This window comes from uncultured Tenacibaculum sp. (assembly GCF_947502995.1).
Classification (GTDB): domain Bacteria; phylum Bacteroidota; class Bacteroidia; order Flavobacteriales; family Flavobacteriaceae; genus Polaribacter.
This window is the reverse complement of sequence record NZ_CANNBW010000006.1, coordinates 1-23682: the sequence shown is the minus strand read 5'-3', so window position 1 is coordinate 23682 and position 23682 is coordinate 1. Positions and strand designations below refer to the sequence as shown.

Annotated in this window: 31 protein-coding genes and 1 riboswitch; of the genes, 2 read left to right on the top strand and 29 right to left on the bottom strand. The window is 31.7% G+C overall.

Annotated features, from left to right (window positions below):
• Positions 1–13: 13 nt before the first annotated feature.
• From Q1A46_RS06020 to thiS, 9 genes are all read right to left on the bottom strand, one after another.
• Positions 14–1099 (bottom strand): serine hydrolase, encoded by a 1086-nt coding sequence (locus Q1A46_RS06020; protein ID WP_299675274.1) that lies wholly within the window; start codon positions 1097–1099, stop codon positions 14–16.
• A 67-nt stretch (positions 1100–1166) separates the two neighbouring features.
• Entirely contained in the window at positions 1167–2315 is a 1149-nt protein-coding gene (gene thiH / locus Q1A46_RS06015; RefSeq protein ID WP_299675271.1) for a 2-iminoacetate synthase ThiH, read from the bottom strand.
• Positions 2312–2662, bottom strand: a complete 351-nt coding sequence (locus tag Q1A46_RS06010) for a four helix bundle protein (RefSeq protein ID WP_299675268.1) — start codon at positions 2660–2662, stop codon at positions 2312–2314. The genes thiH and Q1A46_RS06010 overlap by 4 nt, the downstream gene beginning before the upstream one ends.
• A 34-nt stretch (positions 2663–2696) precedes the next feature.
• A complete protein-coding gene (locus Q1A46_RS06005) occupies positions 2697–3464 on the bottom strand; it encodes a thiazole synthase (protein ID WP_373456500.1) in 768 nt (255 codons plus the stop codon).
• Between the two features lie 9 nt (positions 3465–3473).
• Positions 3474–4124 carry a thiamine phosphate synthase gene (thiE, locus tag Q1A46_RS06000; RefSeq protein ID WP_299675265.1) on the bottom strand — a complete coding sequence of 217 codons (651 nt, stop codon included), beginning with the start codon at positions 4122–4124 and terminating at the stop codon, positions 3474–3476.
• A gap of 5 nt (positions 4125–4129) precedes the next feature.
• A complete protein-coding gene (locus Q1A46_RS05995; protein WP_299675262.1) occupies positions 4130–4882 on the bottom strand; it encodes a hydroxymethylpyrimidine/phosphomethylpyrimidine kinase in 753 nt (250 codons plus the stop codon).
• A 108-nt stretch (positions 4883–4990) separates the two neighbouring features.
• Complete coding sequence (locus Q1A46_RS05990; protein WP_299675259.1) at positions 4991–5581, bottom strand: thiamine phosphate synthase; 591 nt, start codon at positions 5579–5581, stop codon at positions 4991–4993.
• 61 nt (positions 5582–5642) lie between these two features.
• Complete coding sequence (gene thiC / locus Q1A46_RS05985; RefSeq protein ID WP_299675256.1) at positions 5643–7502, bottom strand: phosphomethylpyrimidine synthase ThiC; 1860 nt, start codon at positions 7500–7502, stop codon at positions 5643–5645.
• A gap of 28 nt (positions 7503–7530) precedes the next feature.
• Entirely contained in the window at positions 7531–7734 is a 204-nt protein-coding gene (thiS, locus tag Q1A46_RS05980; RefSeq protein ID WP_299675254.1) for a sulfur carrier protein ThiS, read from the bottom strand.
• A gap of 60 nt (positions 7735–7794) precedes the next feature.
• Positions 7795–7889: riboswitch (TPP riboswitch) on the bottom strand.
• Positions 7890–8052: 163 nt separating this feature from the next.
• On the opposite strand from thiS, the gene Q1A46_RS05975 reads away from it, so the two are divergent.
• On the top strand, positions 8053–8346 hold the full coding sequence (locus tag Q1A46_RS05975; protein ID WP_299675252.1) for a hypothetical protein: 294 nt from the start codon (positions 8053–8055) through the stop codon (positions 8344–8346).
• A 63-nt stretch (positions 8347–8409) separates the two neighbouring features.
• On the opposite strand, the gene Q1A46_RS05970 is transcribed toward Q1A46_RS05975, so the two are convergent.
• From Q1A46_RS05970 to eno, 3 genes are all read right to left on the bottom strand, one after another.
• Positions 8410–9324 (bottom strand): dimethylarginine dimethylaminohydrolase family protein, encoded by a 915-nt coding sequence (locus Q1A46_RS05970; RefSeq protein WP_299675250.1) that lies wholly within the window; start codon positions 9322–9324, stop codon positions 8410–8412.
• A gap of 63 nt (positions 9325–9387) precedes the next feature.
• Positions 9388–10674: a citrate synthase gene (locus Q1A46_RS05965; protein ID WP_299675248.1), complete on the bottom strand. Its 1287-nt coding sequence runs from the start codon at positions 10672–10674 to the stop codon at positions 9388–9390.
• A 309-nt stretch (positions 10675–10983) separates the two neighbouring features.
• Entirely contained in the window at positions 10984–12270 is a 1287-nt protein-coding gene (eno, locus tag Q1A46_RS05960; protein WP_299675246.1) for a phosphopyruvate hydratase, read from the bottom strand.
• A gap of 442 nt (positions 12271–12712) precedes the next feature.
• On the opposite strand from eno, the gene Q1A46_RS05955 reads away from it, so the two are divergent.
• Entirely contained in the window at positions 12713–13096 is a 384-nt protein-coding gene (locus Q1A46_RS05955) for a hypothetical protein (RefSeq protein WP_299675244.1), read from the top strand.
• A gap of 63 nt (positions 13097–13159) precedes the next feature.
• Here the strand turns inward: Q1A46_RS05955 and Q1A46_RS05950 are convergent, their stop codons facing one another.
• The 17 genes from Q1A46_RS05950 to rpsH form a co-directional block, all read right to left on the bottom strand.
• The gene (locus Q1A46_RS05950) at positions 13160–13573 is read right to left on the bottom strand and encodes a DUF1330 domain-containing protein (protein ID WP_299675242.1); all 414 of its coding nucleotides are present in this window, start codon (positions 13571–13573) and stop codon (positions 13160–13162) included.
• Positions 13574–13580: 7 nt separating this feature from the next.
• Complete coding sequence (gene carA / locus Q1A46_RS05945) at positions 13581–14687, bottom strand: glutamine-hydrolyzing carbamoyl-phosphate synthase small subunit (RefSeq protein WP_299675240.1); 1107 nt, start codon at positions 14685–14687, stop codon at positions 13581–13583.
• Between the two features lie 250 nt (positions 14688–14937).
• A complete protein-coding gene (locus tag Q1A46_RS05940) occupies positions 14938–15603 on the bottom strand; it encodes a hypothetical protein (protein ID WP_299675238.1) in 666 nt (221 codons plus the stop codon).
• A 90-nt stretch (positions 15604–15693) separates the two neighbouring features.
• Positions 15694–16194 (bottom strand): 50S ribosomal protein L17, encoded by a 501-nt coding sequence (gene rplQ / locus Q1A46_RS05935; RefSeq protein WP_299675236.1) that lies wholly within the window; start codon positions 16192–16194, stop codon positions 15694–15696.
• 71 nt (positions 16195–16265) lie between these two features.
• The gene (locus Q1A46_RS05930) at positions 16266–17258 is read right to left on the bottom strand and encodes a DNA-directed RNA polymerase subunit alpha (RefSeq protein ID WP_299627460.1); all 993 of its coding nucleotides are present in this window, start codon (positions 17256–17258) and stop codon (positions 16266–16268) included.
• Between the two features lie 104 nt (positions 17259–17362).
• A complete protein-coding gene (rpsD, locus tag Q1A46_RS05925; RefSeq protein ID WP_095074004.1) occupies positions 17363–17968 on the bottom strand; it encodes a 30S ribosomal protein S4 in 606 nt (201 codons plus the stop codon).
• 78 nt (positions 17969–18046) lie between these two features.
• Positions 18047–18433, bottom strand: a complete 387-nt coding sequence (gene rpsK, locus Q1A46_RS05920; protein ID WP_095074006.1) for a 30S ribosomal protein S11 — start codon at positions 18431–18433, stop codon at positions 18047–18049.
• A 35-nt stretch (positions 18434–18468) separates the two neighbouring features.
• The gene (rpsM, locus tag Q1A46_RS05915) at positions 18469–18834 is read right to left on the bottom strand and encodes a 30S ribosomal protein S13 (protein WP_095074007.1); all 366 of its coding nucleotides are present in this window, start codon (positions 18832–18834) and stop codon (positions 18469–18471) included.
• Positions 18835–18836: 2 nt separating this feature from the next.
• Positions 18837–18953 carry a type B 50S ribosomal protein L36 gene (ykgO, locus tag Q1A46_RS05910; RefSeq protein ID WP_010181906.1) on the bottom strand — a complete coding sequence of 39 codons (117 nt, stop codon included), beginning with the start codon at positions 18951–18953 and terminating at the stop codon, positions 18837–18839.
• 12 nt (positions 18954–18965) lie between these two features.
• Positions 18966–19181, bottom strand: coding sequence for a translation initiation factor IF-1 (gene infA, locus Q1A46_RS05905; RefSeq protein ID WP_068206835.1), 216 nt, complete (start codon positions 19179–19181; stop codon positions 18966–18968).
• A 2-nt stretch (positions 19182–19183) separates the two neighbouring features.
• A complete protein-coding gene (secY, locus tag Q1A46_RS05900; protein WP_299675235.1) occupies positions 19184–20506 on the bottom strand; it encodes a preprotein translocase subunit SecY in 1323 nt (440 codons plus the stop codon).
• Positions 20507–20519: 13 nt separating this feature from the next.
• Entirely contained in the window at positions 20520–20969 is a 450-nt protein-coding gene (gene rplO, locus Q1A46_RS05895) for a 50S ribosomal protein L15 (protein WP_299675234.1), read from the bottom strand.
• 13 nt (positions 20970–20982) lie between these two features.
• Positions 20983–21165 (bottom strand): 50S ribosomal protein L30, encoded by a 183-nt coding sequence (gene rpmD, locus Q1A46_RS05890; protein WP_095074011.1) that lies wholly within the window; start codon positions 21163–21165, stop codon positions 20983–20985.
• A gap of 11 nt (positions 21166–21176) precedes the next feature.
• A complete protein-coding gene (gene rpsE, locus Q1A46_RS05885; protein WP_373456499.1) occupies positions 21177–21698 on the bottom strand; it encodes a 30S ribosomal protein S5 in 522 nt (173 codons plus the stop codon).
• A gap of 11 nt (positions 21699–21709) precedes the next feature.
• Positions 21710–22060, bottom strand: a complete 351-nt coding sequence (gene rplR, locus Q1A46_RS05880) for a 50S ribosomal protein L18 (protein ID WP_299675233.1) — start codon at positions 22058–22060, stop codon at positions 21710–21712.
• A gap of 10 nt (positions 22061–22070) precedes the next feature.
• Positions 22071–22616, bottom strand: coding sequence for a 50S ribosomal protein L6 (gene rplF, locus Q1A46_RS05875; protein ID WP_299675232.1), 546 nt, complete (start codon positions 22614–22616; stop codon positions 22071–22073).
• Between the two features lie 17 nt (positions 22617–22633).
• Complete coding sequence (gene rpsH / locus Q1A46_RS05870) at positions 22634–23032, bottom strand: 30S ribosomal protein S8 (RefSeq protein WP_299675231.1); 399 nt, start codon at positions 23030–23032, stop codon at positions 22634–22636.
• Between the last annotated feature and the right edge of the window lie 650 nt (positions 23033–23682).

Sequence of the window (23682 nt, the reverse complement as noted above, 5' to 3'; positions counted from 1 at the left end):
GTTTTTATTCTTGTTAATTGATAATCTTATTCACTTTCTCCCAAAGATCGTTGAAATAATTTACAGATAACTGACCTTGATTAGGTTCATCTCCAAATCGTACTATTACAATATTTTCGCTTGGTACAACTGCTATTGTTTGGCCATTTTTACCTAAAGCTGCAAAAGTATCTTCAGGAGCTTCAGTTGAAAGCGGACGTATTGTAATTGTTTGTACACCTGGAAAAACTATCGAGGACTTTCCATTTAACCAAGTTAAATATCCGTAAGACTCATTAATATCTTGAGAAGTATTTGTCATTTCATGAAAGAAAATACCACTAAGAATTGTATTACCTCTCCAAGTACCTTTGGCTGACAACAACAAACCAAAACGAGCAGCATCTCTAGCAGTACTCCAGTATATATTTCTATCATCTTCTTCTATCCACTCTCCACTCATACCAGTTATGGCTTCAAGTTTTTGATCTGTAAAATCATTATAATTAAGTCCAGAAGCACTTTCGATTACATTCTTTAAAACTGTTGAAGTTCCTGTATGATAAAACCATTGTTTACCTGCATCTACTCTGTACCTAAAACATTGTGGAGTATAACAATTTAAATTAACGCTAGTGCTAAAACCTGTAGTCATCGTTAATTGATTTTTAATTGTAACCAACCTTTCTTTTTCTGGTTCTAAACTCGTCCAACCTACTCCTAAATAATCAGAGGTTTTATCAGAAACTGTTAGTAAACCTTCACCTTGAGCAATTCCAACTAAACTTGCTGTTAATGTTTTTCCTGCCGAAGCCCAATACCATTTAGATTCTCTTGTGAAGGGACCTGTATTTTCAAAATTAGTTCCCCAATATTCTTCAAAAACTATTTTACCTTCTTTTAAAACGATAAGTGCTCTTGTATCAGAATCTTCTAAAAAAGAATATAAATCTGGGACTTCTGAAGTATTCCAACCTAAACTTTCAGGTGAAACTGTTTCCCATTCACTATCATCATTTAGGGGAAAGTAGTTTGTGTCACCAAATGTGATTCCTGCTTTATTACAGCTTGTAAACAACAAACTAATGGATAAACACAATATTGTTATTAGTTTTCTCATTACTTATGGGGATTTAAGAATAGTTAGCTAATTTAGAAACATTTTATCATTAATAATATTGTAGTGATTAACTAAAATGTTCCCAATCTTTCCATACAACTTCCAACCCTTGATCTTTTAGCATAGTAGTTATCTCTTCTGTACTACGTTCATCTGAAATCTCGAACTGTTCTAAAGACTGAGGTTCAACAGCGTATCCACCAGGATTTGTTTTCGATTCTGCACTCATAGAAGTAATTCCTAATTGTACAATATGATTTCTGAAGATTTCATTTTCACGAGTAGAAATAGATAATTCTACATCTTCATCAAATAAACGATACGCACAAATTAACTGTACTAAATCAGCATCTGTCATTTCTACTTTAGGTTCTAATCCTCCAGAATGCGGTCGTAATCTTGGAAAAGAAATGGAATATTTTGTTTTCCAGTATGTCTTTTGTAAATATTTTAAATGTAATGCCGTAAAAAAGCTATCTGCTCTCCAATCTTCTAATCCGAATAAAGCTCCTAGTCCGATTTTATGAACTCCTGCTTTTCCCAAACGATCAGGTGTGTCTAATCGGTAAGAGAAATTAGATTTCTTTCCTTTCGGATGATGTTTTTTATATTCTTCTCTATGATATGTTTCTTGATATACTAAAACCGCATACAATCCATTTTCTATCAATAACTCATATTCATCTTGATCTAAAGGTTGCACTTCAATAGTAATATTCGAAAAATGTGGCTTTATTAATTGAATTGCATTATTAATATAATCTACTCCAACAGTACGATTCGCTTCTCCTGTAACTAATAAAATATGATCGTAACCTTTATTTTTTAAGAATTCAATTTCTTTTAAAATCTCAGCATCTGTTAACGTTCGCCTAGGAATTTTATTCGTTAGACTGAATCCGCAATACGTGCAAATATTCTGGCATTCGTTACTTAAATACATCGGAGCATACATTTGAATTGTATTTCCGAAACGTTTTTTGGTTAACTGATTACTCAACTGAGCCATTTGCTCAATATAAGGTTTTGCAGCTGGTGAGATTAAAGCTTTAAAATCTTCTAAATCTCTTTTATCTGAAGCCAAAGCTCTTTCTACATCAAGAGATGATTTAGAAAGAATGTCTTTCATTACCGAATCCCAGTCGTAATTATCAAATATATTTTCAAAGCTTTTGGCTTTTGGCTTTTGGTTCTTAGTTGTTTCTTTTTGTATCATTTTAGTTTTTGATAAAGAGAGTTCAACATTTTTCTAATTATAATCACCTCTTTACTTAAAATATCAAAATCTTCAACTGATAGGTATGCTATAGATTTTGAGAACTCTAATAAGTATTCTACTTCGGCTGACGAACCAGAGGCAATATTTATAAAATAGGCAAATTCTTTTTCAGAATTTCTACTAGCTCCTTCAACTAAATTTGTTGGTATGGACAATGATGCTCTTCTAAGTTGAGAGATAATTCCAAACTTTTCTTCTGAAGAAAACATTTTAGTTACCTCATAAACTTTTAAAGCAAGTTGGTGAGATTTTTTCCAAACCTCAAGGTTTTTATAATTTCTCATAATAACTCAAATAGCTAACAGCTAGAAGCCAAGACTAACTCAAAAACGAAGTTAATGGGCTACTTGCTTCTGCATGTTTTTTTACTGGAGCTAATTTTGCTTCGTAAGCTATTCTACCAGCTTCAACCGCCATCTTAAAAGCTTTTGCCATTACTACCGGGTTTTGAGAAACTGCTATTGCTGTATTTACCAAAACTGCATCTGCTCCAACTTCCATGGCATGAGCCGCATGTGAAGGTGAACCGATTCCTGCATCTACAACTACAGGAATATTAGATTGTTCTACAATAATCTCTAAAAACTCTAACGTTTTTAATCCTTTATTACTTCCAATTGGGGCTCCTAATGGCATTACACATTGTGTTCCTACCTCTTCTAATCGCTTACATAAAACAGGATCTGCATGAATGTAAGGCATCACAACAAATCCTTTTTTCACTAACTCTTCAGCTGCTTTTAATGTTTCTATAGGATCTGGTAATAAATATTTTGGATCTGGATGTATTTCTAATTTCACCCAGTTTGTTTCTAAAGCTTCTCTAGATAATTCAGCTGCAAAAACTGCTTCTTTTGCATTTCTTACTCCTGAAGTATTTGGTAATAAATTGATTCGTTGATGATTTAAATGTGTTAAAATATCATCTTCTTCATTTTGCACATCAACTCTTTTAAGCGCTACAGTTACTAATTCACTTTCACTTTCTAATAAAGCATCACGCATTAATTCTGAAGAACTAAATTTTCCTGTTCCTGTAAACAAACGTGATGTAAATGTTTTATCTGCTATTTGTAATGAACTCATAATAATTAGTTAGTTGTTTGTATCTAATTTAAAAACTTGCTCTTGTGAACTTCCTGCTTTTAAAATTTGATGAAATTTTGAAATGGAATTAAAATCTTTAGTTATTTCTCCTGATACTGCTATACCATGGATATTCGTTTCTAACAATGCCGATACATCTTCTAAAACAATTCCCCCAATAGCTATTACTGGAGTTTCAGTATTTAATTCCTCTAAAAGTACTTGATAACCAGCTAGACCTAAAGTCGGGCTTAAATTTTTCTTTGTAGTTGTATATCTAAAAGGTCCTAAACCGATATAATCTACTTTCTTTTCAAGTAAAGTTTTACAATCTTCTAAAGTATTTGCAGTACCTCCTATGATAAATAAGTTTCCTAAGTATTTTCTCACTTCAGCCGGACAAGCATCTGTCTTTCCTAAATGAACTCCATCTGCTTTTACTTCTTCTGCAACTTTATAATGATCATTAATAATTAATCTTGTTTGAAAATGACTCGTAATCTCTCTTGCTTTTTTAGCAGTTTCTAGAATAACCGCTTCTGTTTCATTTTTTAAACGAAGTTGTATCCATTCTGCTCCAGCTGTACAAGCACTTTGAATATTTTGTAAATGTGCTTCAGGAGTTTCTCCTTGTGATATATATTGTAATTTACTTATCATTTATTTTAGTTGTGATATCCTAATAATGTTTTGTTAGAACTCAATACTTTTTCGATGTAACGTTTTCCTTTAAAACATGATTTTACTAACGGAAATTTTAAAGCAATGTAACTTGCAATTGCTGAAGATAACACACAACCACTTCCATGCTTTTCGAATATTTTAATTCCTTTTTTAGGATTGAAAGGATGTATTTTTCCTTCGTTTGTATATAAATAATCTACTCCTATCTTTTCAGGATGATGTCCTCCTTTTAAAAATACGTGAGTTTTCGACTGAATATGATGTATCGTTTCTTCAATCATTTTGTCTTGATATAGATTTTGAATCTCTTGATAATTTGGAGTAATTAAATAGATTTTATCTAAAATTTTATCGAAATCACTTTCACTGAAATCATTTTGAAACACAAAACCTGTGGATGATTTTAAAACTGGGTCTAAAACAATTTTAGTGTCTGGATTTAATTGTAAAACCGTATCTATAATTTTAGATAATTTTTGCCAATCTTCAACTATCCCAATCTTAACAGTAGCAATCAAAAAACGATCAAACAAAACTTGAATTTGTTCCAAAATAGTTTCAATATCAATCCAATCACATTTCAGAAAATCTTTATCATTTTGAATTGTGTTGGCAGTACAAACTGATAATCCGTAACACTTTAATTGCTCAAATGTTTTTACATCAGCTGTTAAGCCTGCTCCGTTTGATGGATCAAAACCTGCAATTGTTAATATGTATGGGCGTTGTTTCAAGTTTATAAACTTTTATTTGAGATTATTTGTCATTCTGAATTTATTTCAGAATCTCATAAGTATCAATAATGAGAACCTAAAACAAGTTCAGGTTGACTATATTTACTTCTACACTTCGTAATGACGTTTGATTTCTTCAAAACTTTTTATAGGATCTTCTGTATTCCAAACACCACCAAGCACACCAATACCTTTATAACCTAGTTCTAATACTTTAGGAATTGTATTTGCATTTACTCCTCCCATTCCTATGATTGTTTTTTCGATATGATTTACATCAAAACCTCTTCCTTCGTATCCTTTTTTAGATATTGAAGAAAAAACTGGACTCAATAAGTGATAATCAAAACTGATTTCGCAAGCATCTAAAACCTCTGGTTCATGAAAAGAACTACTTACTTTAAAACCCTCAGACATGTATAAGGAAACATAACCCTCTAGTTTTTCACCTAAATTTAATCTAGGTTGCTCTTGAATATGAACTCCTTTCAATACAAACTCTGCACATAAATCATGAAACTGATGTATCATAATTTTTTGATAGTACTCTGGATTGATTTCTTTTAATAAATTTCGATATCCTTCTGTATCAAAAGAAGGTTTTCTTAAATGCAATACTTCTAAACCATTTTCAAACAATTGATTTAAAAGTGCTGCTTCATTTTGTATCTCCTTTTCTGAAGTAAGAACTATTAGCATTTTCAGTAATCTGTAAAATTATCAGTGACCTGAAATAGATCACTGATAATTGTTTATTATTTTATAAGTATACTTCTGAACCTTTTTGTTTGAACTCTTCAGATTTTTCTTTCATTCCTTCTGCAATTGCATTTTCAGCTTCTAAATCTTTTTGAGCAGCATAATCTCTAACTTCTTGAGAAATCTTCATTGAACAGAATTTCGGTCCGCACATAGAACAGAAGTGTGCAATTTTAGCTCCTTCAGCTGGTAACGTTTCGTCGTGATATTCTCTAGCCAGTTCTGGATCTAAACTTAAGTTAAACTGATCTTCCCAACGGAATTCAAAACGAGCTTTACTTAACGCATCATCTCTATGTTGTGCTCCTGGATGTCCTTTCGCTAAGTCAGCAGCATGCGCAGCTAATTTATATGTAACAACTCCAGTTCTTACATCATCTTTGTTTGGTAAACCTAAATGCTCTTTTGGTGTTACATAACATAACATTGCAGTACCATACCAACCAATCATTGCTGCTCCAATTCCTGAAGTAATATGATCGTAACCTGGAGCAATATCAGTAGTTAATGGTCCTAATGTATAAAAAGGAGCTTCTCCACAAGCTTCTAATTGCTTATCCATATTTGCTTTAATCATGTGCATTGGTACGTGACCTGGACCTTCTATGAAACACTGTACTTCGTGTTTCCAAGCGATTTTAGTTAACTCACCTAAAGTTTCTAATTCAGCAAACTGAGCTTCGTCATTTGCATCTGCAATACAACCTGGACGTAAACCGTCTCCTAATGAGAATGCCACATCGTAAGCTTTCATAATTTCACAAATCTTTTCGAAATGTGTGTACAAGAAACTTTCTTTATGATGTGCTAAACACCATTTTGCCATAATTGAACCTCCACGAGAAACAATTCCTGTAATACGTTTTGCAGTCATTGGAACATAAGCCAAACGAACTCCAGCGTGAATTGTAAAATAATCTACTCCTTGTTCAGCTTGTTCAATTAATGTATCTCTAAAAATTTCCCATGTTAAATCTTCTGCAACACCATTTACTTTTTCTAATGCTTGATAAATTGGTACAGTTCCAATTGGTACTGGTGAATTACGGATAATCCACTCACGTGTTTCGTGAATGTTTTTTCCTGTAGATAAATCCATAATATTATCTGCTCCCCAACGACAAGCCCAAACAGCTTTTTCTACTTCTTCTTCGATTGAAGATGTTGTTGCTGAGTTACCAATATTTGCATTGATTTTCACTAAGAAGTTACGACCTAAAATCATAGGTTCTGCTTCTGGATGATTTATATTTGAAGGAATTACAGCTCTACCTCTAGCGATTTCTTCTCTTACAAATTCTGGAGTAATTTTTTCTGGAATACTAGCACCGAAATCTTGACCTGGATGTTGTTTCGCTAAACGTGTCATTTCATCAATACGCTGATTTTCACGAATTGCTACATATTCCATTTCAGGAGTAATCATTCCTTGCTTTGCATAATGTAACTGTGTTACATTTTTTCCTTCCTTAGCTTTATACGGCTTATTTAAATGATTAAATCGTAAATGATCTAAACTTTTATCATTTAAACGCTCGTTACAATATTCTGAACTGAATTTATCTAATTGTTCAACATTTCTTCTGTCTAAAATCCATTGCTCACGAATACGCTCTAAACCGTTATGAATGTTTATTTCTTTTTCTGGATCAGTATATGGTCCTGAAGTATCATAAACAGTTACTGGTTCATTTGGAGTACGAGCTTTAGTCATTGAATCTACAGTATCACTCAATGAAATTTCACGCATTGCAACGTTAATTTGAGGATGTAATTTACCTTTTACATAAATCTTTGTAGAATTTGGAAAAGGTTTCCTTGTAATTCCATCTTGCTTTGGAGCCGTATCTTTTTTCTTCATTGTGAAAGGTGTTTGTTTTATTGTTAGTTTATCCGCCTTGAGTAGACCTAATAATTAATACATTATCGTTATCTGATAAAATATGATTTTCCCAATCAGACTTTTTTATAATTGAATTGTTTATAGCTATAGCAATTCCATTTGATTGAATTTGTAACGTTTCAATCATTCTATCTATAGTGGTTTCTTTTGAAAATATTTTGTTTGTGTCGTTTACTTTTACAGTTATCATATAAAACTAATTAAAGTAAACTCTAGAAATAGAAGATATACACATATATAAGTGTATACTAAAGTTAAGATAACTTTTCCCTACGTTGGTGTTAACCAAATCAGGTTCTAAGGATATTTCTCAAACTAGTAAACTAGCTACTCCTAAAGTTTATTAGGACAAATATAAGGCTTTATTCTTCAACTTAATAATTTTAAAAACTCTTACCTCTTATTATAACACTTATACCTCAATTTCAAACTCTAATGGTATTCTTCTATTTTTCACTCAATTCTTTATTGAACTTTAAAGTATCATAAACCTTAAATCATAAATATCATGTCAAATCAAACTGCAACAAGCGAAAAAACATTAGTAGGAGGATGGACTCCTTATGGACCTGTAACTGCTGAGGATAAAAAAGTATTCGATGAAGCATTAGCTGGTTTTGTAGGTGTAAAATATACTCCACAATCTGTATCTACTCAAGTAGTAGCTGGGATGAACTATCGTTTTAAGTGTGAAGCGACATTACCTGGTCCAGAACCAATTCAATGGGAAGCTATTGTTGAGATTTTCCAACCTTTACCAGGACAAGGTGAACCTCATATTACTGGAATTACAAAATTATAATTTTAAAAAAAAGCCAATTAGAAGTTTCTAATTGGCTTTTTAATTTTATAACTATTTATTTTTCTAGTCTCTTATTAAAGGTAAGGTAGAACAACGTAAAAGTCCTTCTTGTTTTGCTATTTCACCATAAGGCACCTCTTCTACAGTAAAACCTTTTTCTCGTAACCATGTGTTTAACCTAGTAAAATTCTTTTCTGAAATAATTACATCCTCAGATATAGAAAAAACATTACTATTCATATTATACATTTCTTCTTTAGAAATTTCAAAAACATTGTCTTTTCCAAAATAATCTACCAACCATTCGTATTCTTTTTCTACCAAGAATCCATTTTTATGTAGAATTGCTTTATCTTTTCCTATAGGCTGAAAACAGCAATCTAAATGTAATGCGTTTTCTTTAGGATCTGTATTTGATTTTCTTAACTCAAATGCTTTTACAATTTTATCTGGAAATAATTCTTGCAAAGCAATAACAGCATCTGTATTTGTTCTTGCTGTAATGTAATCTGAATAATCTGAACCTGAATATGTCCCTATAAAAATATAATCATTCCACGGCATTACATCCCCACCTTCAACATGGCATTCTTCTGGTAACTCAATCACATTATCTGGATCGATTTGAGCTACAACATGCTGAATTGCTTCATATTCACGATCTCTATCAGGAAGTATATTGGCTTTCACTAATTTATCATCGATTACAAAAGCAATATCTCTTGAAAAAATCTGATTATAATCTTTAATTACTTCTGGACGAAAAACTTGAACATCATATTTTTTAAAAACTTCAGCTACTGCTTCCATTTCTATGACCATATCTTTTTCTGCTGGATAAGTTCCGGCTAAAACATGTTGTTTACTTTTAGGATCATAACAGTCTTCTGCCTTAGGAATTGGACCATTACTTTCTGCAGTTCCTAAAACTACAGCTCTTAACCTAGAGGTTTCGTTTTTTACATTTAGTTGTAACATATAGCAAAAAAAATGTCATTCTGAGTAAAACTTCAGAATGACATTATATCATTTTAATTGTTGTTATCTTTTATTGATTTTTACAAAAGGACGGTAATTCTCACCAGTATAAACTTGACGAGGACGACCAATCGGCTCTTTACGTAAACGCATTTCTCTCCATTGAGCAATCCATCCTGGCAAACGACCTAAAGCAAACATTACTGTAAACATTTCTACTGGGATATCCATTGCTCTGTAAATAATACCTGAATAGAAATCTACATTAGGATATAATTTTCTTTTCACGAAGTAATCGTCACTTAATGCTTCTTGCTCTAAACCTTTAGCAATATCTAATACTGGATCTTCAACTCCTAAATCATCTAATACTTCATCTGCAGCAACCTTGATGATTTTTGCTCTTGGATCGAAGTTTTTATATACTCTGTGTCCGAATCCCATTAAACGGAATGGATCTTCTTTATCCTTAGCTTTAGCCATGTATTTTTTCGTGTCTCCACCATCAGCTTTTATAGCTTCTAACATTTCTAAAACTGCTTGGTTAGCTCCACCGTGTAATGGTCCCCAAAGTGCAGAAATCCCTGCAGATATAGAGGCAAATAATCCAGCATGAGAAGAACCTACTACTCTTACTGTAGAAGTAGAACAGTTTTGTTCGTGATCTGCATGTAAGATTAATAATTTGTCTAAAGCATCTTTAACGATTGGATTTATTTCGTACTCTTCATTTGGCTTTTCAAACATCATTTTCATAATGTTTTCAACATAACCTAATTTACGAGAACCATAGTTTAATGGTAAACCTTTAATTTTACGCATAGACCAAGATACTAACACTGGGAATTTACCCATAATCTTAACTATAGCGTTATACATTTCTTCTTCAGAATCAACATTTACAGAAGAAGGATTAAATGCAGTTAAAGCAGAAGTTAAAGAAGATAATAATCCCATTGGGTGAGCATTCTTTGGAAATGCATCTATAATCTTTTTAACATCATCATCTACAATTGCATTATCTAAGATGTCGTTGTAGAATTTATCTAATTGTTCTTGCGTTGGTAATTCTCCAAAAATTAATAAGTAAGCTACTTCTAAGAAATCAGCTTTTTCAGCTAATTCTTCAATTGAGTACCCTCTATATCTTAACACACCTTCTTCTCCATTTAAAAATGTAATAGCACTTTGACAAGAACCTGTATTCTTAAAACCTGGATCTATAGTAATAATTCCTCCTGTAGCTCCTCTTAAGGTTTTAATATCTATTGCAACTTCATCTTCCGTTCCTTTTACTAACGGAAATTCGTAGGTGTTTTCGCCAATTTGTAATTTCGCTATTTCTGACATTTTCTATTTAATTTATTAATAATTGAAATGATGCACGAAGATACCATTTTTTAAAGTATTTAAAAAATCTTCATCGATAGATTTTAGATATCTAAATAATAACTTTAGTTTATTTGTTTTTTCACTAAAAAATAGATCGTGCGTTGTTTTTTAGTCTAGTATTCTTTAAAAACATTACGTTAAAATTATCGTAATAAATAATGATATTATTGATAGAAAACCAAAATTGGTTAACCAATTTTAATATAAATTTTAAACAAAAAAAAAGCCTCGATAAATCGAGACTTTTAAATATATAATTTGATTTTTTTAAATCTTAAAAGCTTTTGTTTGTGGATAATAAGCCACATCATCTAATTGCTCTTCAATTCTTAATAACTGATTGTATTTAGCCATACGATCTGATCTTGAAGCAGAACCAGTTTTAATTTGTCCTGTATTTAATGCTACAGCTAAATCTGCAATTGTATTATCTTCAGTTTCTCCAGAACGGTGACTCATTACAGATGTATATCCTGCATTATGTGCCATGTTAACAGCTGCAATAGTTTCTGTTAAAGTACCAATTTGATTTACTTTAATTAAAATTGAGTTAGCAATACCGTTTTCAATACCTCTAGATAAACGCTCTACGTTAGTAACAAATAAATCATCTCCAACTAATTGAACTTTATCTCCAACTTTTTCAGTTAAATATTTCCATCCATCCCAATCATTTTCATCCATTCCATCTTCGATAGAAATAATAGGATACTTTTCTGTTAACTCAGCTAAATAATCTGCTTGCTCTTTACTAGTTCGAACTTGTCCTTTATCTCCTTCAAATTTTGTATAATCGTATTTACCGTCTACATAAAACTCAGCAGAAGCACAATCTAAAGCAATCATGATTTCATCACCTAACTTATAACCAGCATTTTTAACTGCTAACGCAATTGTATCTAAAGCATCTTCAGTTCCTTCTAAAGTTGGTGCAAACCCTCCTTCATCTCCAACTGCAGTAGATAAATTTCTACTATGTAATACTTTCTTTAAGTTATGAAAAATTTCAGATCCCATTTTCATTGCATGAGTAAAACTTTCAGCTTTTACAGGCATTACCATAAATTCTTGAAAAGCAATTGGTGCATCTGAATGCGAACCTCCATTGATAATATTCATCATTGGAACTGGTAAAGTATTTGCGCTTACTCCTCCAACATATCTATATAAAGGCATTCCTAATTCGTTAGCAGCTGCTTTTGCAACAGCTAAAGAAACTCCTAAGATTGCATTAGCTCCTAAGTTAGATTTATTTGGCGTACCATCTAAATCAATCATCATTTTATCAATTAAGTTTTGTTCGAAAACAGAAACTCCTAATAATTCTTGAGCTATAATAGTGTTTACATTTTCAACAGCTTTTGCAACACCTTTACCCATATAATCATCTCCTCCATCACGTAACTCAACTGCTTCATGTTCTCCTGTTGAAGCTCCAGAAGGTACAGCTGCTCTACCTAACACTCCGTTTTCAGTAGTTACATCTACTTCTACTGTAGGATTTCCTCTAGAATCGAAAATTTGACGTGCGTGGATGTTGATAATAATACTCATCTTTTATATTTTTAGTTATTTTGGCTGTAGCTAATTTACAAATGCTACAGTTTTTAAAGTTGATTTTTACTTAATTTTTACGAAATCGTTTTACTCTCCAAATTTAGTACTAATTATCTAAAACAATAGATAATATTAGTAAATCTGTTCCTTTATATTCAAAAATAAAACAAACAACTCCTATCCTTTTCGTGTAGTTTTTTTCATTCAAAAAATACATCTAGCCTAAAAAAGGTCATCTTAATTCCATATTTAAATTATAATCTTATTTCTACACTTTATCATGTCATTTGATATTTTAATCAATTAATTTATGACACTTATCATTTTTGTGTTTCAAGATTTCTAACAAAGACGTTGTTTTGTCGAAGATTACTTAATCAATAAAAAGGGAGGTTAAATAATCAAACAACAAATTATTATTAATTATAAAAATTCAATTATGAAAAAATTTATTTATTTATTAATGTGTCTTAGCATTTACTTATCAAATGGAACAGCTGAAGCTCAATCAGCTAGTTTACATGAAGCTTATGAAAAAGGGTTTAATGATGGTTACAATTTCGGTAAAGCAAACAATAGCAAATACTATCAAAAGACTTTAACTCTAATTAATAGTTACACTGTTGGTGGAATTCATGGCGGACCAGAATATCTTGCTGCTTACCGTAATGGTTTAAGACAAGGTTGGACTCTTGGATATCAAGCATACTTACAAGATAAGAACACAAGTAATCAAAATCAATGTTTAACTTCTGGTGATTGTGGCTTATCTGATGTATTTAGAGATATCAAACCTACTGATCAGAACAAAAAGGATAAATAATCGATAATATCTTATCGAATGAAAAACAAGATTTGAAAAAATCTTGTTTTTTTTATAAAGATTTTAGTTCTGAATTGGTAACAATCTTGAATCTAATAAAGCTGCTTTTCTATGACCTGCAGTTTTCAAATACTCTTTGTCTTGAGCAAATTTCATAAATGTTTCTACAGACTCATGTGCTACTAAAAGTACATAATCCCAGTTTTCTTCTGTAGGTCCAATAACAAAGTCTCCACTATTTCCTTTGAATAAAACTTCACTTCCGTATTTCTTAATGCAAGGAAGCGTATGAGTCATGTATAACTCATACGCTTCTTTACCTGAAATTTCTTTATCTGGTTTAATTGTTTCCAAATCGGTATAATCAGCAACATCTTTAAATTTCAAAAGATTCAGCATAACAATTCTTCCTTTACTTTGATAGTTCTTGAAAAACTCTTTACCTGATTCTTGAGTTACTTCTACATACCTTCTCATTAAACAATTACTTAACTTTTTTAATATTCTCTATAAATTGATCAAATAGATATTCTGAATCGTGTGGTCCAGGGCTAGCTTCTGGGTGATATTGAACTGAAAATACATTCTTGCTTTTCATCTTAATACCTGCTACAGTATTATCATTCAAGTGAACATGAGTAATTTCTACATCTGCATGTGCTTCAGTTTCTTCTCTATTGATAGCAAAACCATGGTTTTGAGAAGTAATTTCACCTTTACTCGTAATTAAGTTTTTCACTGGATGATTGATACCTCTATGCCCATTATGCATTTTATAGGTTGAAATACCATTAGCTAAAGCAATAACCTGGTGTCCTAAACAAATACCGAATAATGGCAAATTCTTTTCTATTATCTCTTTTGCTACGTTTTGTGCGTCTACTAAAGGTTCTGGATCTCCAGGACCGTTTGATATGAAATATCCATCTGGATTCCAATCTTGTAAATCTGAAAATTTAGCGTTGTAAGGAAACACTTTAATATAAGCATCTCTCTTAGCTAAATTTCTTAAAATATTCTTTTTAATTCCAATATCTAAAGCTGCGATCTTAATTGAAGCGTTTTCATCTCCTACGAAATATGGTTCTTTTGTTGAAACTTTAGAAGCTAACTCTAATCCTTCCATATTAGGAACACCGGCTAATTCTTCTTTAAGTTTATCGATGTTATCTACATCTGTTGAAATGATCGCATTCATAGCTCCATTCTCTCTAATATAAGACACTAACGCTCTTGTATCTACATCAGAAATTGCAACTAAATTATGTTTCTCAAACCAATCTTTTAAGTTACCATCTGAATCTACTCTTGAATGCTCAAAGCTAAAGTTTCTACAAATTAATCCAGAAATTTTGATTCCTTCAGACTCAACTTCCTCGTCATTAACTCCATAGTTTCCTATGTGAGCATTCGTTGCTACCATTAATTGTCCGTAATAAGAAGGATCAGTAAAAATCTCTTGATAACCTGTCATTCCTGTGTTAAAACAAATTTCTCCAGTAACTGTTCCTTCTATACCAATAGATTTACCGTAAAAAATTGTTCCATCTGCTAATAAAACAAGAGCTTTCTTTCTAGTTGTGTATTTCATGTTAAAAAAGTTTGTCAAAAATAGTTTAAAAAAAAAGGACAAACACAATTGTTAATCCTTTTTATAAAAATTTAAATTTTACAATATTTTATTAATAAATTAATTAAAATACCTTTCTTTTTTAAAAAAAGTAATAACTGTTTATTGCTTTCTTTAATATTATTTTTTTCTTTTTGTTGTTGATAATTATATGTTAACTCTAAATTCAAATTCAATTATTTATTTGGTCTGCAAAAATATTAATCAATTATTATATTGAAGTATAGAACTTAATAATCTTTCTTAGCTCATTTTCTTTTTTGAATGATAGAGAATTATCTTTAGCATATTTTTTTACTTGCTTCACTTTATCTTCATTCATTAAACTTAAAACCTTTTTTGATTTCAATTTAAATTTATCAACTGTATTATTTTGGACAATATGATAAGTACTATTAATTTTATACTTATCATCTCCTACTTTTTCTTTTGAAAAAGGATTTACTTGTCCTTCTAAAACTGTTAATTCATGAAACTTTACAATCATTGAATTGTTAACTACAGCAATAACTTCATAGTAAGTTCCATTTACCTTTACAAATTGAATTCCATTTAGGTATATCTCTTTTGCTTTGGAATCATCAACTTTGAAAAAAGATTGAGAACCTTTATTTACGACAAATAAATTTTCTTTTACATTAAAGTTTGTATTGTCGAACTCATAAATTTTACCTGTGTTACTTTTTACTGATAGTTTGTTTGTCCAATTCTCTTTTAAATAAACACTTCCTTTTATAGGATCTCCATTATTATCTCCTTTGCTGCTTACCTGATTGGTAAGTTGATTGCTTGGAGATAAAATTTCTAAAGATGGTAAATTTTGAGAATAAACATATTTAAAAACAAAGATTGATAAAATGAAGATTAGTTTTTTCATAAGATTAATTTTTTAATTTTCAATAATATATAAAAAAAAGGATAAACTTAGTAGTTTATCCTTTTATATTATTTCAAATCACCAGACATCTTATTCTTCTTCTTGTGAAGCTTCAACATCTGCTACTGGTGTTGATTCTGCTTTTTTAGCACCACCACGACGACTACGACGAGTTGTCTTCTTAGCTTTCTTACCATTAGGGTTGTATAATTCGTTGTAATCAACTAATTCTACCATTGCCATAGGAGCGTTATCTCCTAAACGATTTCCTAACTTGATAATTCTAACATAACCTCCAGGTCTATCTCCAACTTTAACAGCTACTTCTTTGAATAACTCAGTAACAGCATACTTATTTCTTAAGTAACTAAATACTACACGACGATTGTGCATATTTTTTTCTTCTGTACCGTTATTTTCAGCTTTAGCTTTAGTTATTAAAGGCTCAACAAACTTACGTAATGCTTTTGCCTTTGCTTCAGTAGTGTTAATACGCTTATGCTCGATTAAAGAACATGCCATATTAGCTAACATAGCTTTTCTATGCGCTGTTTTTCTACCTAAATGGTTAACTTTTTTTCCGTGTCTCATGACGTTTAGTTTTAGATTAACATCTTGCTCAACTCACTTTAGAGGAGCAAAATATGCAAACCTTGATTAATTTAATCTCTATCTAATTTATACTTTGATAAATCCATTCCGAAACTTAAGCCTTTATTGTTCACTAACTCTTCTAATTCTGTTAATGATTTTTTACCAAAGTTTCTGAACTTCATTAAATCACTCTTGTTGAATGATACTAAATCTCCTAATGTATCTACTTCTGCTGCTTTTAAACAGTTTAAAGCACGAACAGATAAATCCATATCTACTAATTTCGTCTTTAATAACTGACGCATATGAAGTGACTCTTCATCGTAAGATTCAGTTTGTGCGATTTCATCTGCCTCTAAAGTTATTCTTTCATCAGAGAATAACATAAAGTGGTGGATTAAAATCTTAGCAGCCTCTGTTAAAGCATCTTTTGGATTGATAGATCCATCTGTATCAATATCGAAAACTAATTTTTCGTAATCAGTTTTTTGCTCAACACGGAAATTTTCAACTGCATACTTTACATTTTTAATTGGTGTAAAGATTGAATCAGTAAAAATTGTTCCTAATGGAGCTCCTGATTTCTTGTTTTCTTCAGCTGGTACAAATCCTCTACCTTTTTCAATTGTAATCTCTGCATTAATCTTTACAGATTTATCCATATTACAGATTACTAAATCTGGATTTAATACTTGAAAACCAGAAATAAATTTCTGTAAATCACCAGCAGTTAACTGCTCTTGACCTGAGATTGCAATAGTAACTGTTTCTCTATCTGATTCTTCGATTTGCTTTTTGAAACGAACTTGCTTTAAATTTAAGATCATTTCAGTTACATCTTCTACAACACCAGTTATAGTTGAAAACTCGTGCTCTACTCCATCAACTCTTAAAGATGTGATTGCAAATCCTTCTAAAGATGATAATAATACTCGTCTTAAAGCATTACCAACAGTTAAACCAAAACCTGGTTCTAATGGTCTGAATTCAAATCTACCTTTAAAATCAGTAGATTCGATCATGATTACTTTATCGGGCTTTTGAAAATTTAAAATCGCCATTTATTTTTCTTCGTTTTAATTGTTACCCAGTTGCGCGGTCCGTAAGTTTGAAGAAGAACAAACGGACCCTTTGGCTGGACACCAATATGGTTATAATTAATTTATTATTTAGAATATAATTCTACGATTAACTGCTCCTTAATGTTTTCAGGAATCTGTAATCTTTCTGGAGCTTTTACAAAAGTTCCAGATTTTTGCTCTGCATTCCAAGTTAACCACTCGTATACTGCGCTATTTGAAGCTAATGCATTTTCGATAGCATCTAAAGATTTAGATTTCTCTCTTACTGCAACAACATCTCCAGCTTTTAATCTGTAAGAAGGAATATTTACAATATTTCCATTTACAGTAATGTGACGGTGAGATACTAATTGACGAGCTCCTCTACGAGAATTAGAAATTCCTAAACGGTAAACAGTATTATCTAAACGAGATTCACATAATTGTAATAAAACCTCACCTGTAATACCACCAGAAGCTTGAGCTTTTTTGAATAAGTTACGGAATTGACGCTCTAAGATACCATAAGTATACTTAGCTTTTTGCTTTTCCATTAACTGAACTGCATATTCTGATTTTTTCCCTCTACGTTTAGCATTACCATGTTGCCCTGGAGGATAGTTTCTTTTTTCGAAATTTTTATCGTCTCCGAAGATCGCTTCACCGAATTTACGAGCGATTTTAGTTTTTGGTCCTGTATATCTTGCCATTTCTTAAAATTTAAGTAGGGATTGTGAATTAAGGCGTACTCCTTCGACAATCAAATTTCCTACTTTGTTAAAATATAATTATACTCTTCTTCTTTTAGGTGGACGACATCCATTGTGTGGAATTGGAGTTACATCAATAATTTCTGTAACCTCAATACCTGAATTATGGATAGATCTGATAGCTGATTCTCTACCATTACCTGGTCCTTTAACATACACTTTTACTTTGCGTAAACCTGCTTCTTTAGCAACTTCAGCACAGTTCTCAGCAGCTAACTGAGCTGCATAAGGTGTATTTTTCTTAGACCCTCTAAATCCCATCTTACCTGCAGAAGACCATGAAATTACATCTCCCTTTTTATTAGTTAAAGAGATGATAATGTTATTGAACGATGCAGTGATATGAGCCTCACCTGTAGACTCAATTACTACTTTACGTTTCTTAGTTACTTTAGATTTTGCCATGATTCTTTACTAGTTTAGTAAAAATAATCTAGTGATTATTTTTTCTTGTTTGCTACAGTTTTTCTCTTACCTTTTCTAGTACGAGAGTTGTTCTTAGTTCTTTGTCCTCTTAAAGGCAATCCTAATCTGTGACGGATTCCTCTTTGACAACCGATATCCATTAAACGTTTGATGTTTAATTGAACTTCAGAACGTAATTCACCCTCAATAGTGTACTTTCCTACTTGCTCACGAATAGCTGCAATTTGATCATCGTTCCAATCTTGAACTTTAATGCTTTCGTCAATTTTTGCTTCTGCTAAAACTTCTTTAGCTCTGCTTTTTCCTATACCAAAGATGTATGTTAAAGCGATTACACCTCTCTTATTCTTTGGAATATCAATACCTGCGATTCTTGCCATAACTAACCTTGTCTTTGTTTAAATCTAGGATTCTTTTTGTTAATTACATATAGTCTGCCTTTTCTGCGTACAATTTTACAGTCGGCACTTCTTTTCTTTAATGATGCTCTTACTTTCATCAGTGTGTTTTTTTAATATCTGTAAGTAATTCTTGCCTTAGTTAAATCATAAGGACTCATTTCTAACTTCACCTTATCTCCAGGTAAAAGTTTGATATAATGCATACGCATTTTCCCTGAAATGTGTGCTGTAACAATATGTCCATTTTCTAATTCTACACGAAACATCGCATTTGATAATGCTTCCGTAATCGTTCCGTCTTGTTGAATTGCTGGTTGTTTAGCCATAATTACTTTAATGATTTTCTATTAGTATTACCTGTTTTCATTAAACCGTCATAACGACTGTTTAATAAATATGAATTGATTTGCTGAATAGTATCTATTGCAACACCTACCATAATTATTAATGAAGTACCTCCATAAAATAACGCCCAGTTTTGAGTAATTCCAAACTTAGTTGCTATAGCTGGTAAAATTGATAAACCTGCTAAAAATAAAGATCCAGGAAAAGTAATTTTAGATAAAACAGAATCTAAATGATTTGCTGTTTCTTCTCCAGGCTTATATCCTGGAACAAAACCATTACTTCTCTTTAAATCTTCTGCCATTTTATTTGTTGGTATAGTTATCGCTGTGTAGAAATAACTGAATATTATAATTAATAACGCAAAGATTACATTATACCATAATCCGTTAATATCAGCCAAACTAGCTAAAGTTGGATACTTCTGACCTAAAGTCATAGGTAAAAACATGATTGCTTGCGCGAAGATGATTGGCATTACACCAGCAGCATTTAACTTTAAAGGAATATATTGTCTAGCTCCTTCAACATCTTTAATGTCTGCTATAGCTGTTCTTCTAGCATATTGAACAGCAATCTTACGAACTGCTGTAACAAGTAATACAGTTAATAATATTACAACAAACCACACTAATACTTCAATTAAAATCATCATTATACCACCACCTCCAGCGTTAGTAGTTTTAGCAATAAACTCTTGCATAAAAGCTGCTGGGAAGTTTGCGATGATACCTACAGTAATCAAAAGAGAGATACCATTACCAACTCCTTTATCTGTAATTCTTTCACCTAACCACATAGCGAAAATTGTACCTGCGGTTAATAAAATCATTGATGAAACCCAAAAAGTAGCACCACCAACTAAGAAAGCAGATTCTGGTAACCCAAATTGAGTTTTAATTGCCGTAATATATGTTGGCCCTTGTACTAAAGTAATTAGTATTGTCAACCAACGAGTAATTTGTGTAATTTTCTTACGTCCACTCTCTCCATCTTTTTGTAGCTTTTGTAAATAAGGAACAGCTATTCCCATTAACTGAACTACAATCGATGCAGAAATGTAAGGCATAATACCAAGCGCCATTACAGATGCTCTAGCAAATGCCCCTCCTGTAAATGCATTTAATAAACCTAAGAGTCCACCTCCTGCTTGATCTTTTAAAGCTGCTAACTGAGTTGGATCAATTCCTGGTAAAGGAACTGCAGCCATAAATCGATATACAGCGATTAAACCTATAGTTAAAAGTAACTTATCTTTTAACTCTTCAATCTTAAAAATGTCTCTTAAAGTGTTTATAAACTTCATCTTTTAACAGGGATTATAAAGTTACTGCTTCACCTCCAGCTGCTTCGATAGCCGCTTTTGCTGTTGCAGTAAATTTGTGTACAGTAATATTTAATTTAGCTTTTAATTCACCACGTCCTAAAATCTTTACAAGATCATTTTTACGTGCTAATCTGTTTTGAACTAAAACTTCCATATTTACTGTATCAGTAATTCTACCGTTATCTACTAACTCTTGTAATCTATCTAAGTTAACTCCAACATATTCCTTACGGTTAATGTTAGTGAATCCAAACTTAGGCACACGTCTTTGAAGTGGCATTTGACCTCCTTCAAATCCTATTTTACGAGAGTATCCAGAACGAGATTTAGCTCCTTTATGTCCTCTTGTAGAGGTACCACCATGTCCAGATCCTTCACCACGAGCGATTCTCTTTCCACTCTTAGTTGATCCAGCTGCTGGTTTTAAGTTATGTAAACCCATTTTAATTATCTTCTTATTTAATTTCTTCTACAGAAACTAAGTGTTGAACTTTATTAACCATTCCTAAAATTGTAGCAGACGCGTCGTGCTCAACAGTATGATTAATTCTTTTTAATCCTAACGCCTCTAACGTTCTCTTTTGATTCTTAAGGCGACCTATTTGACTTTTTACTTGTGTAACTCTAATCTTACTCATCGTCTTAATTTTTAACCGTTAAAAACTTTATCTAAAGAAATACCTCTTTGTCTAGCTACAGTCTCTGCACTACGTAATTGTAATAAGGCATCAAAAGTTGCTTTTACTACATTGTGAGGATTTGATGATCCTTGAGACTTAGATAATACATCATGTACTCCTACTGATTCTAATACCGCACGCACAGCACCACCAGCAATAACTCCGGTACCATTTGAAGCTGGTTTAAGGAACACTTTTGCTCCACCAAACTTACCCTTTTGTTCGTGAGGTAAAGTTCCATTTAAAAGTGGGATACGAACTAAATTTTTCTTTGCATCTTCAACAGCTTTAGCTATTGCGGAAGAAACATCTTTAGACTTACCTAATCCATGTCCTACAACATTTTTACCATCACCTACTACTACTATAGCAGAAAAACCAAATGCTCTACCTCCTTTAGTAACCTTAGTAACACGTTGTACTCCTACTAATCTATCAACAAGCTCTAATCCGCTTGGTTTTACTCTTTCTGCGTTTTTATATCCTAACATAATATAATTTCTTAAAATTTTAAACCAGCTTCTCTTGCAGAATCAGCTAATACTTTCACACGTCCATGGTATAAGTAACCATTTCTATCAAAAGCAATAGATTCAATTCCTGCTTTTACAGCTTTTTCAGCGATTGCTTTCCCAACTGCAGCAGCAGATTCTGCTTTAGAACCAGATGCAATTTCTTTATCTCTTGATGAAGCAGATGCTAATGTAACACCGTCTACATCATTAATTATTTGAGCATAGATTTCTTTATTACTTCTGAAAACCGACAACCTTGGTTTAACAGCTGTTCCAGTAATATCTTTTCTAATTCTATACTTTATACGTTGTCTTCTTTCAAGTTTTGATAATGCCATAACACTAATATTATGCAGATTTACCTGCTTTTCTTCTAATTACTTCACCAACAAACTTAACTCCTTTACCTTTATATGGTTCTGGTTTACGGAAAGAACGAATCTTTGCTGCTACCTGACCAACTAATTGCTTATCGTGAGAAGTTAATTTTACGATTGGATTTTTACCTTTTTCAGATACTGTCTCAATCTTCACCTCTGGTGCTAACTCTAAAACAATGTTATGAGAAAATCCTAAAGCTAAGTCTAATTTTTGTCCTTGATTAGATGCTCTATAACCTACTCCTACTAACTCTAATTCCTTAGTATAACCTTTACTAACACCTTCAACCATGTTATTGATTAAAGCTCGATATAAACCGTGTGCAGCTTTATGTTCTTTACTATCTGATGGCCTTTCTAATGTTAAAGTTCCATCTTCAATCTTTAAAGTAATATCAGAAGTTAATTTTTGACTTAACTCTCCTAACTTACCTTTTACTGTAACCACGTTATCGTTTACTTTAACTTCAACACCTTGTGGCAATGTGATTGGGCTTTTACCTATTCTACTCATCTTACAAAATGTTTAAATTAGTAAACGTAACAAAGTACTTCTCCACCAACATTCTCTTGGCGTGCTTTCTTGTTTGTCATCACACCTTTAGAAGTTGATACGATTGCAATACCTAGTCCATTTAAAACTCTTGGCATTTCTTTTGCACCTACATACCTACGTAAACCTGGTGTAGATACTCTCTGAATTTTTCTGATAACCGGTTCTTTTGTTAAACGATCATACTTTAAAGCTATCTTGATAGATCCTTGAACTGAATCATCGTTAAATTGATAACTTAAAATGTAACCTTGATCAAACAAAATCTTGGTCATTTCCTTCTTCAACTTAGAAGCAGGAACTTCTACAACTCTGTGACCAGCTGAAATAGCATTTCTCACTCGAGTAAGAAAATCCGCGATTGGATCTGTATACATATTGAATTAATTTGTGGTTTTGGTTTTTAATAGCTTCTATTGTCCCTACGAAAACGTAACTATTAAACCTGAAACCAGTTAAAAATATTTAATTAAGTAATTACAAGACATAATTTACCCTGTAAAAACAGTGTGCAAATATACATAAAGTTTTCTAAAAAAAAAGAGATTTTTTAATTATCAGTTTGACTATTAATTTATTGATGTTTTAAAAGCTTATTTAAGAATCATTATATAGATTGAAAAACAATTCCACAACAAAGAAAACAAATAACTGATCAACATACAATTACACTTAATCATATAAAAAACGAAAAAAATTCAGATAATTATTCTTTTATAATTGTTCTAGGTATAGACTTTAGACTAGTAATGATATTGATATGCGTTTTATAGAAGTATAATAGTTTTTAAGAGTAGTTACAGTCAGTTTAAGTGTTTTTACTCAAAAGACATTATAAAATGGGTTAAAAACTATTTTATATGCTAGAGATAATAAGTTAATATTGGTTTTAATATTTTTTTAAGTAGATATTGTATATAAAAAAATCCGATTAGATAATTCTAATCGGATTTTGTTTAAAAGAAAGGCGACGACCTACTCTCCCACCAGTGGCAGTACCATCGGCGCTAATGGGCTTAACTTCTCT

Coding starts and splice junctions, on each gene's coding strand:
- Q1A46_RS06020 (WP_299675274.1), bottom strand. CDS start 1,099: ATGAGAAAACTAATAACAATATTGTGTTTATCCATTAGTTTGTTGTTT.
- thiH (WP_299675271.1), bottom strand. CDS start 2,315: ATGATACAAAAAGAAACAACTAAGAACCAAAAGCCAAAAGCCAAAAGC.
- Q1A46_RS06010 (WP_299675268.1), bottom strand. CDS start 2,662: ATGAGAAATTATAAAAACCTTGAGGTTTGGAAAAAATCTCACCAACTT.
- Q1A46_RS06005 (WP_373456500.1), bottom strand. CDS start 3,464: ATGAGTTCATTACAAATAGCAGATAAAACATTTACATCACGTTTGTTT.
- thiE (WP_299675265.1), bottom strand. CDS start 4,124: ATGATAAGTAAATTACAATATATATCACAAGGAGAAACTCCTGAAGCA.
- Q1A46_RS05990 (WP_299675259.1), bottom strand. CDS start 5,581: ATGCTAATAGTTCTTACTTCAGAAAAGGAGATACAAAATGAAGCAGCA.
- thiC (WP_299675256.1), bottom strand. CDS start 7,502: ATGAAGAAAAAAGATACGGCTCCAAAGCAAGATGGAATTACAAGGAAA.
- thiS (WP_299675254.1), bottom strand. CDS start 7,734: ATGATAACTGTAAAAGTAAACGACACAAACAAAATATTTTCAAAAGAA.
- Q1A46_RS05975 (WP_299675252.1), top strand. CDS start 8,053: ATGTCAAATCAAACTGCAACAAGCGAAAAAACATTAGTAGGAGGATGG.
- Q1A46_RS05970 (WP_299675250.1), bottom strand. CDS start 9,324: ATGTTACAACTAAATGTAAAAAACGAAACCTCTAGGTTAAGAGCTGTA.
- Q1A46_RS05965 (WP_299675248.1), bottom strand. CDS start 10,674: ATGTCAGAAATAGCGAAATTACAAATTGGCGAAAACACCTACGAATTT.
- eno (WP_299675246.1), bottom strand. CDS start 12,270: ATGAGTATTATTATCAACATCCACGCACGTCAAATTTTCGATTCTAGA.
- Q1A46_RS05955 (WP_299675244.1), top strand. CDS start 12,713: ATGAAAAAATTTATTTATTTATTAATGTGTCTTAGCATTTACTTATCA.
- Q1A46_RS05950 (WP_299675242.1), bottom strand. CDS start 13,573: ATGAGAAGGTATGTAGAAGTAACTCAAGAATCAGGTAAAGAGTTTTTC.
- carA (WP_299675240.1), bottom strand. CDS start 14,687: ATGAAATACACAACTAGAAAGAAAGCTCTTGTTTTATTAGCAGATGGA.
- Q1A46_RS05940 (WP_299675238.1), bottom strand. CDS start 15,603: ATGAAAAAACTAATCTTCATTTTATCAATCTTTGTTTTTAAATATGTT.
- rplQ (WP_299675236.1), bottom strand. CDS start 16,194: ATGAGACACGGAAAAAAAGTTAACCATTTAGGTAGAAAAACAGCGCAT.
- Q1A46_RS05930 (WP_299627460.1), bottom strand. CDS start 17,258: ATGGCGATTTTAAATTTTCAAAAGCCCGATAAAGTAATCATGATCGAA.
- rpsD (WP_095074004.1), bottom strand. CDS start 17,968: ATGGCAAGATATACAGGACCAAAAACTAAAATCGCTCGTAAATTCGGT.
- rpsK (WP_095074006.1), bottom strand. CDS start 18,433: ATGGCAAAATCTAAAGTAACTAAGAAACGTAAAGTAGTAATTGAGTCT.
- rpsM (WP_095074007.1), bottom strand. CDS start 18,834: ATGGCAAGAATCGCAGGTATTGATATTCCAAAGAATAAGAGAGGTGTA.
- ykgO (WP_010181906.1), bottom strand. CDS start 18,953: ATGAAAGTAAGAGCATCATTAAAGAAAAGAAGTGCCGACTGTAAAATT.
- infA (WP_068206835.1), bottom strand. CDS start 19,181: ATGGCTAAACAACCAGCAATTCAACAAGACGGAACGATTACGGAAGCA.
- secY (WP_299675235.1), bottom strand. CDS start 20,506: ATGAAGTTTATAAACACTTTAAGAGACATTTTTAAGATTGAAGAGTTA.
- rplO (WP_299675234.1), bottom strand. CDS start 20,969: ATGGGTTTACATAACTTAAAACCAGCAGCTGGATCAACTAAGAGTGGA.
- rpmD (WP_095074011.1), bottom strand. CDS start 21,165: ATGAGTAAGATTAGAGTTACACAAGTAAAAAGTCAAATAGGTCGCCTT.
- rpsE (WP_373456499.1), bottom strand. CDS start 21,698: ATGTTAGGATATAAAAACGCAGAAAGAGTAAAACCAAGCGGATTAGAG.
- rplR (WP_299675233.1), bottom strand. CDS start 22,060: ATGGCATTATCAAAACTTGAAAGAAGACAACGTATAAAGTATAGAATT.
- rplF (WP_299675232.1), bottom strand. CDS start 22,616: ATGAGTAGAATAGGTAAAAGCCCAATCACATTGCCACAAGGTGTTGAA.
- rpsH (WP_299675231.1), bottom strand. CDS start 23,032: ATGTATACAGATCCAATCGCGGATTTTCTTACTCGAGTGAGAAATGCT.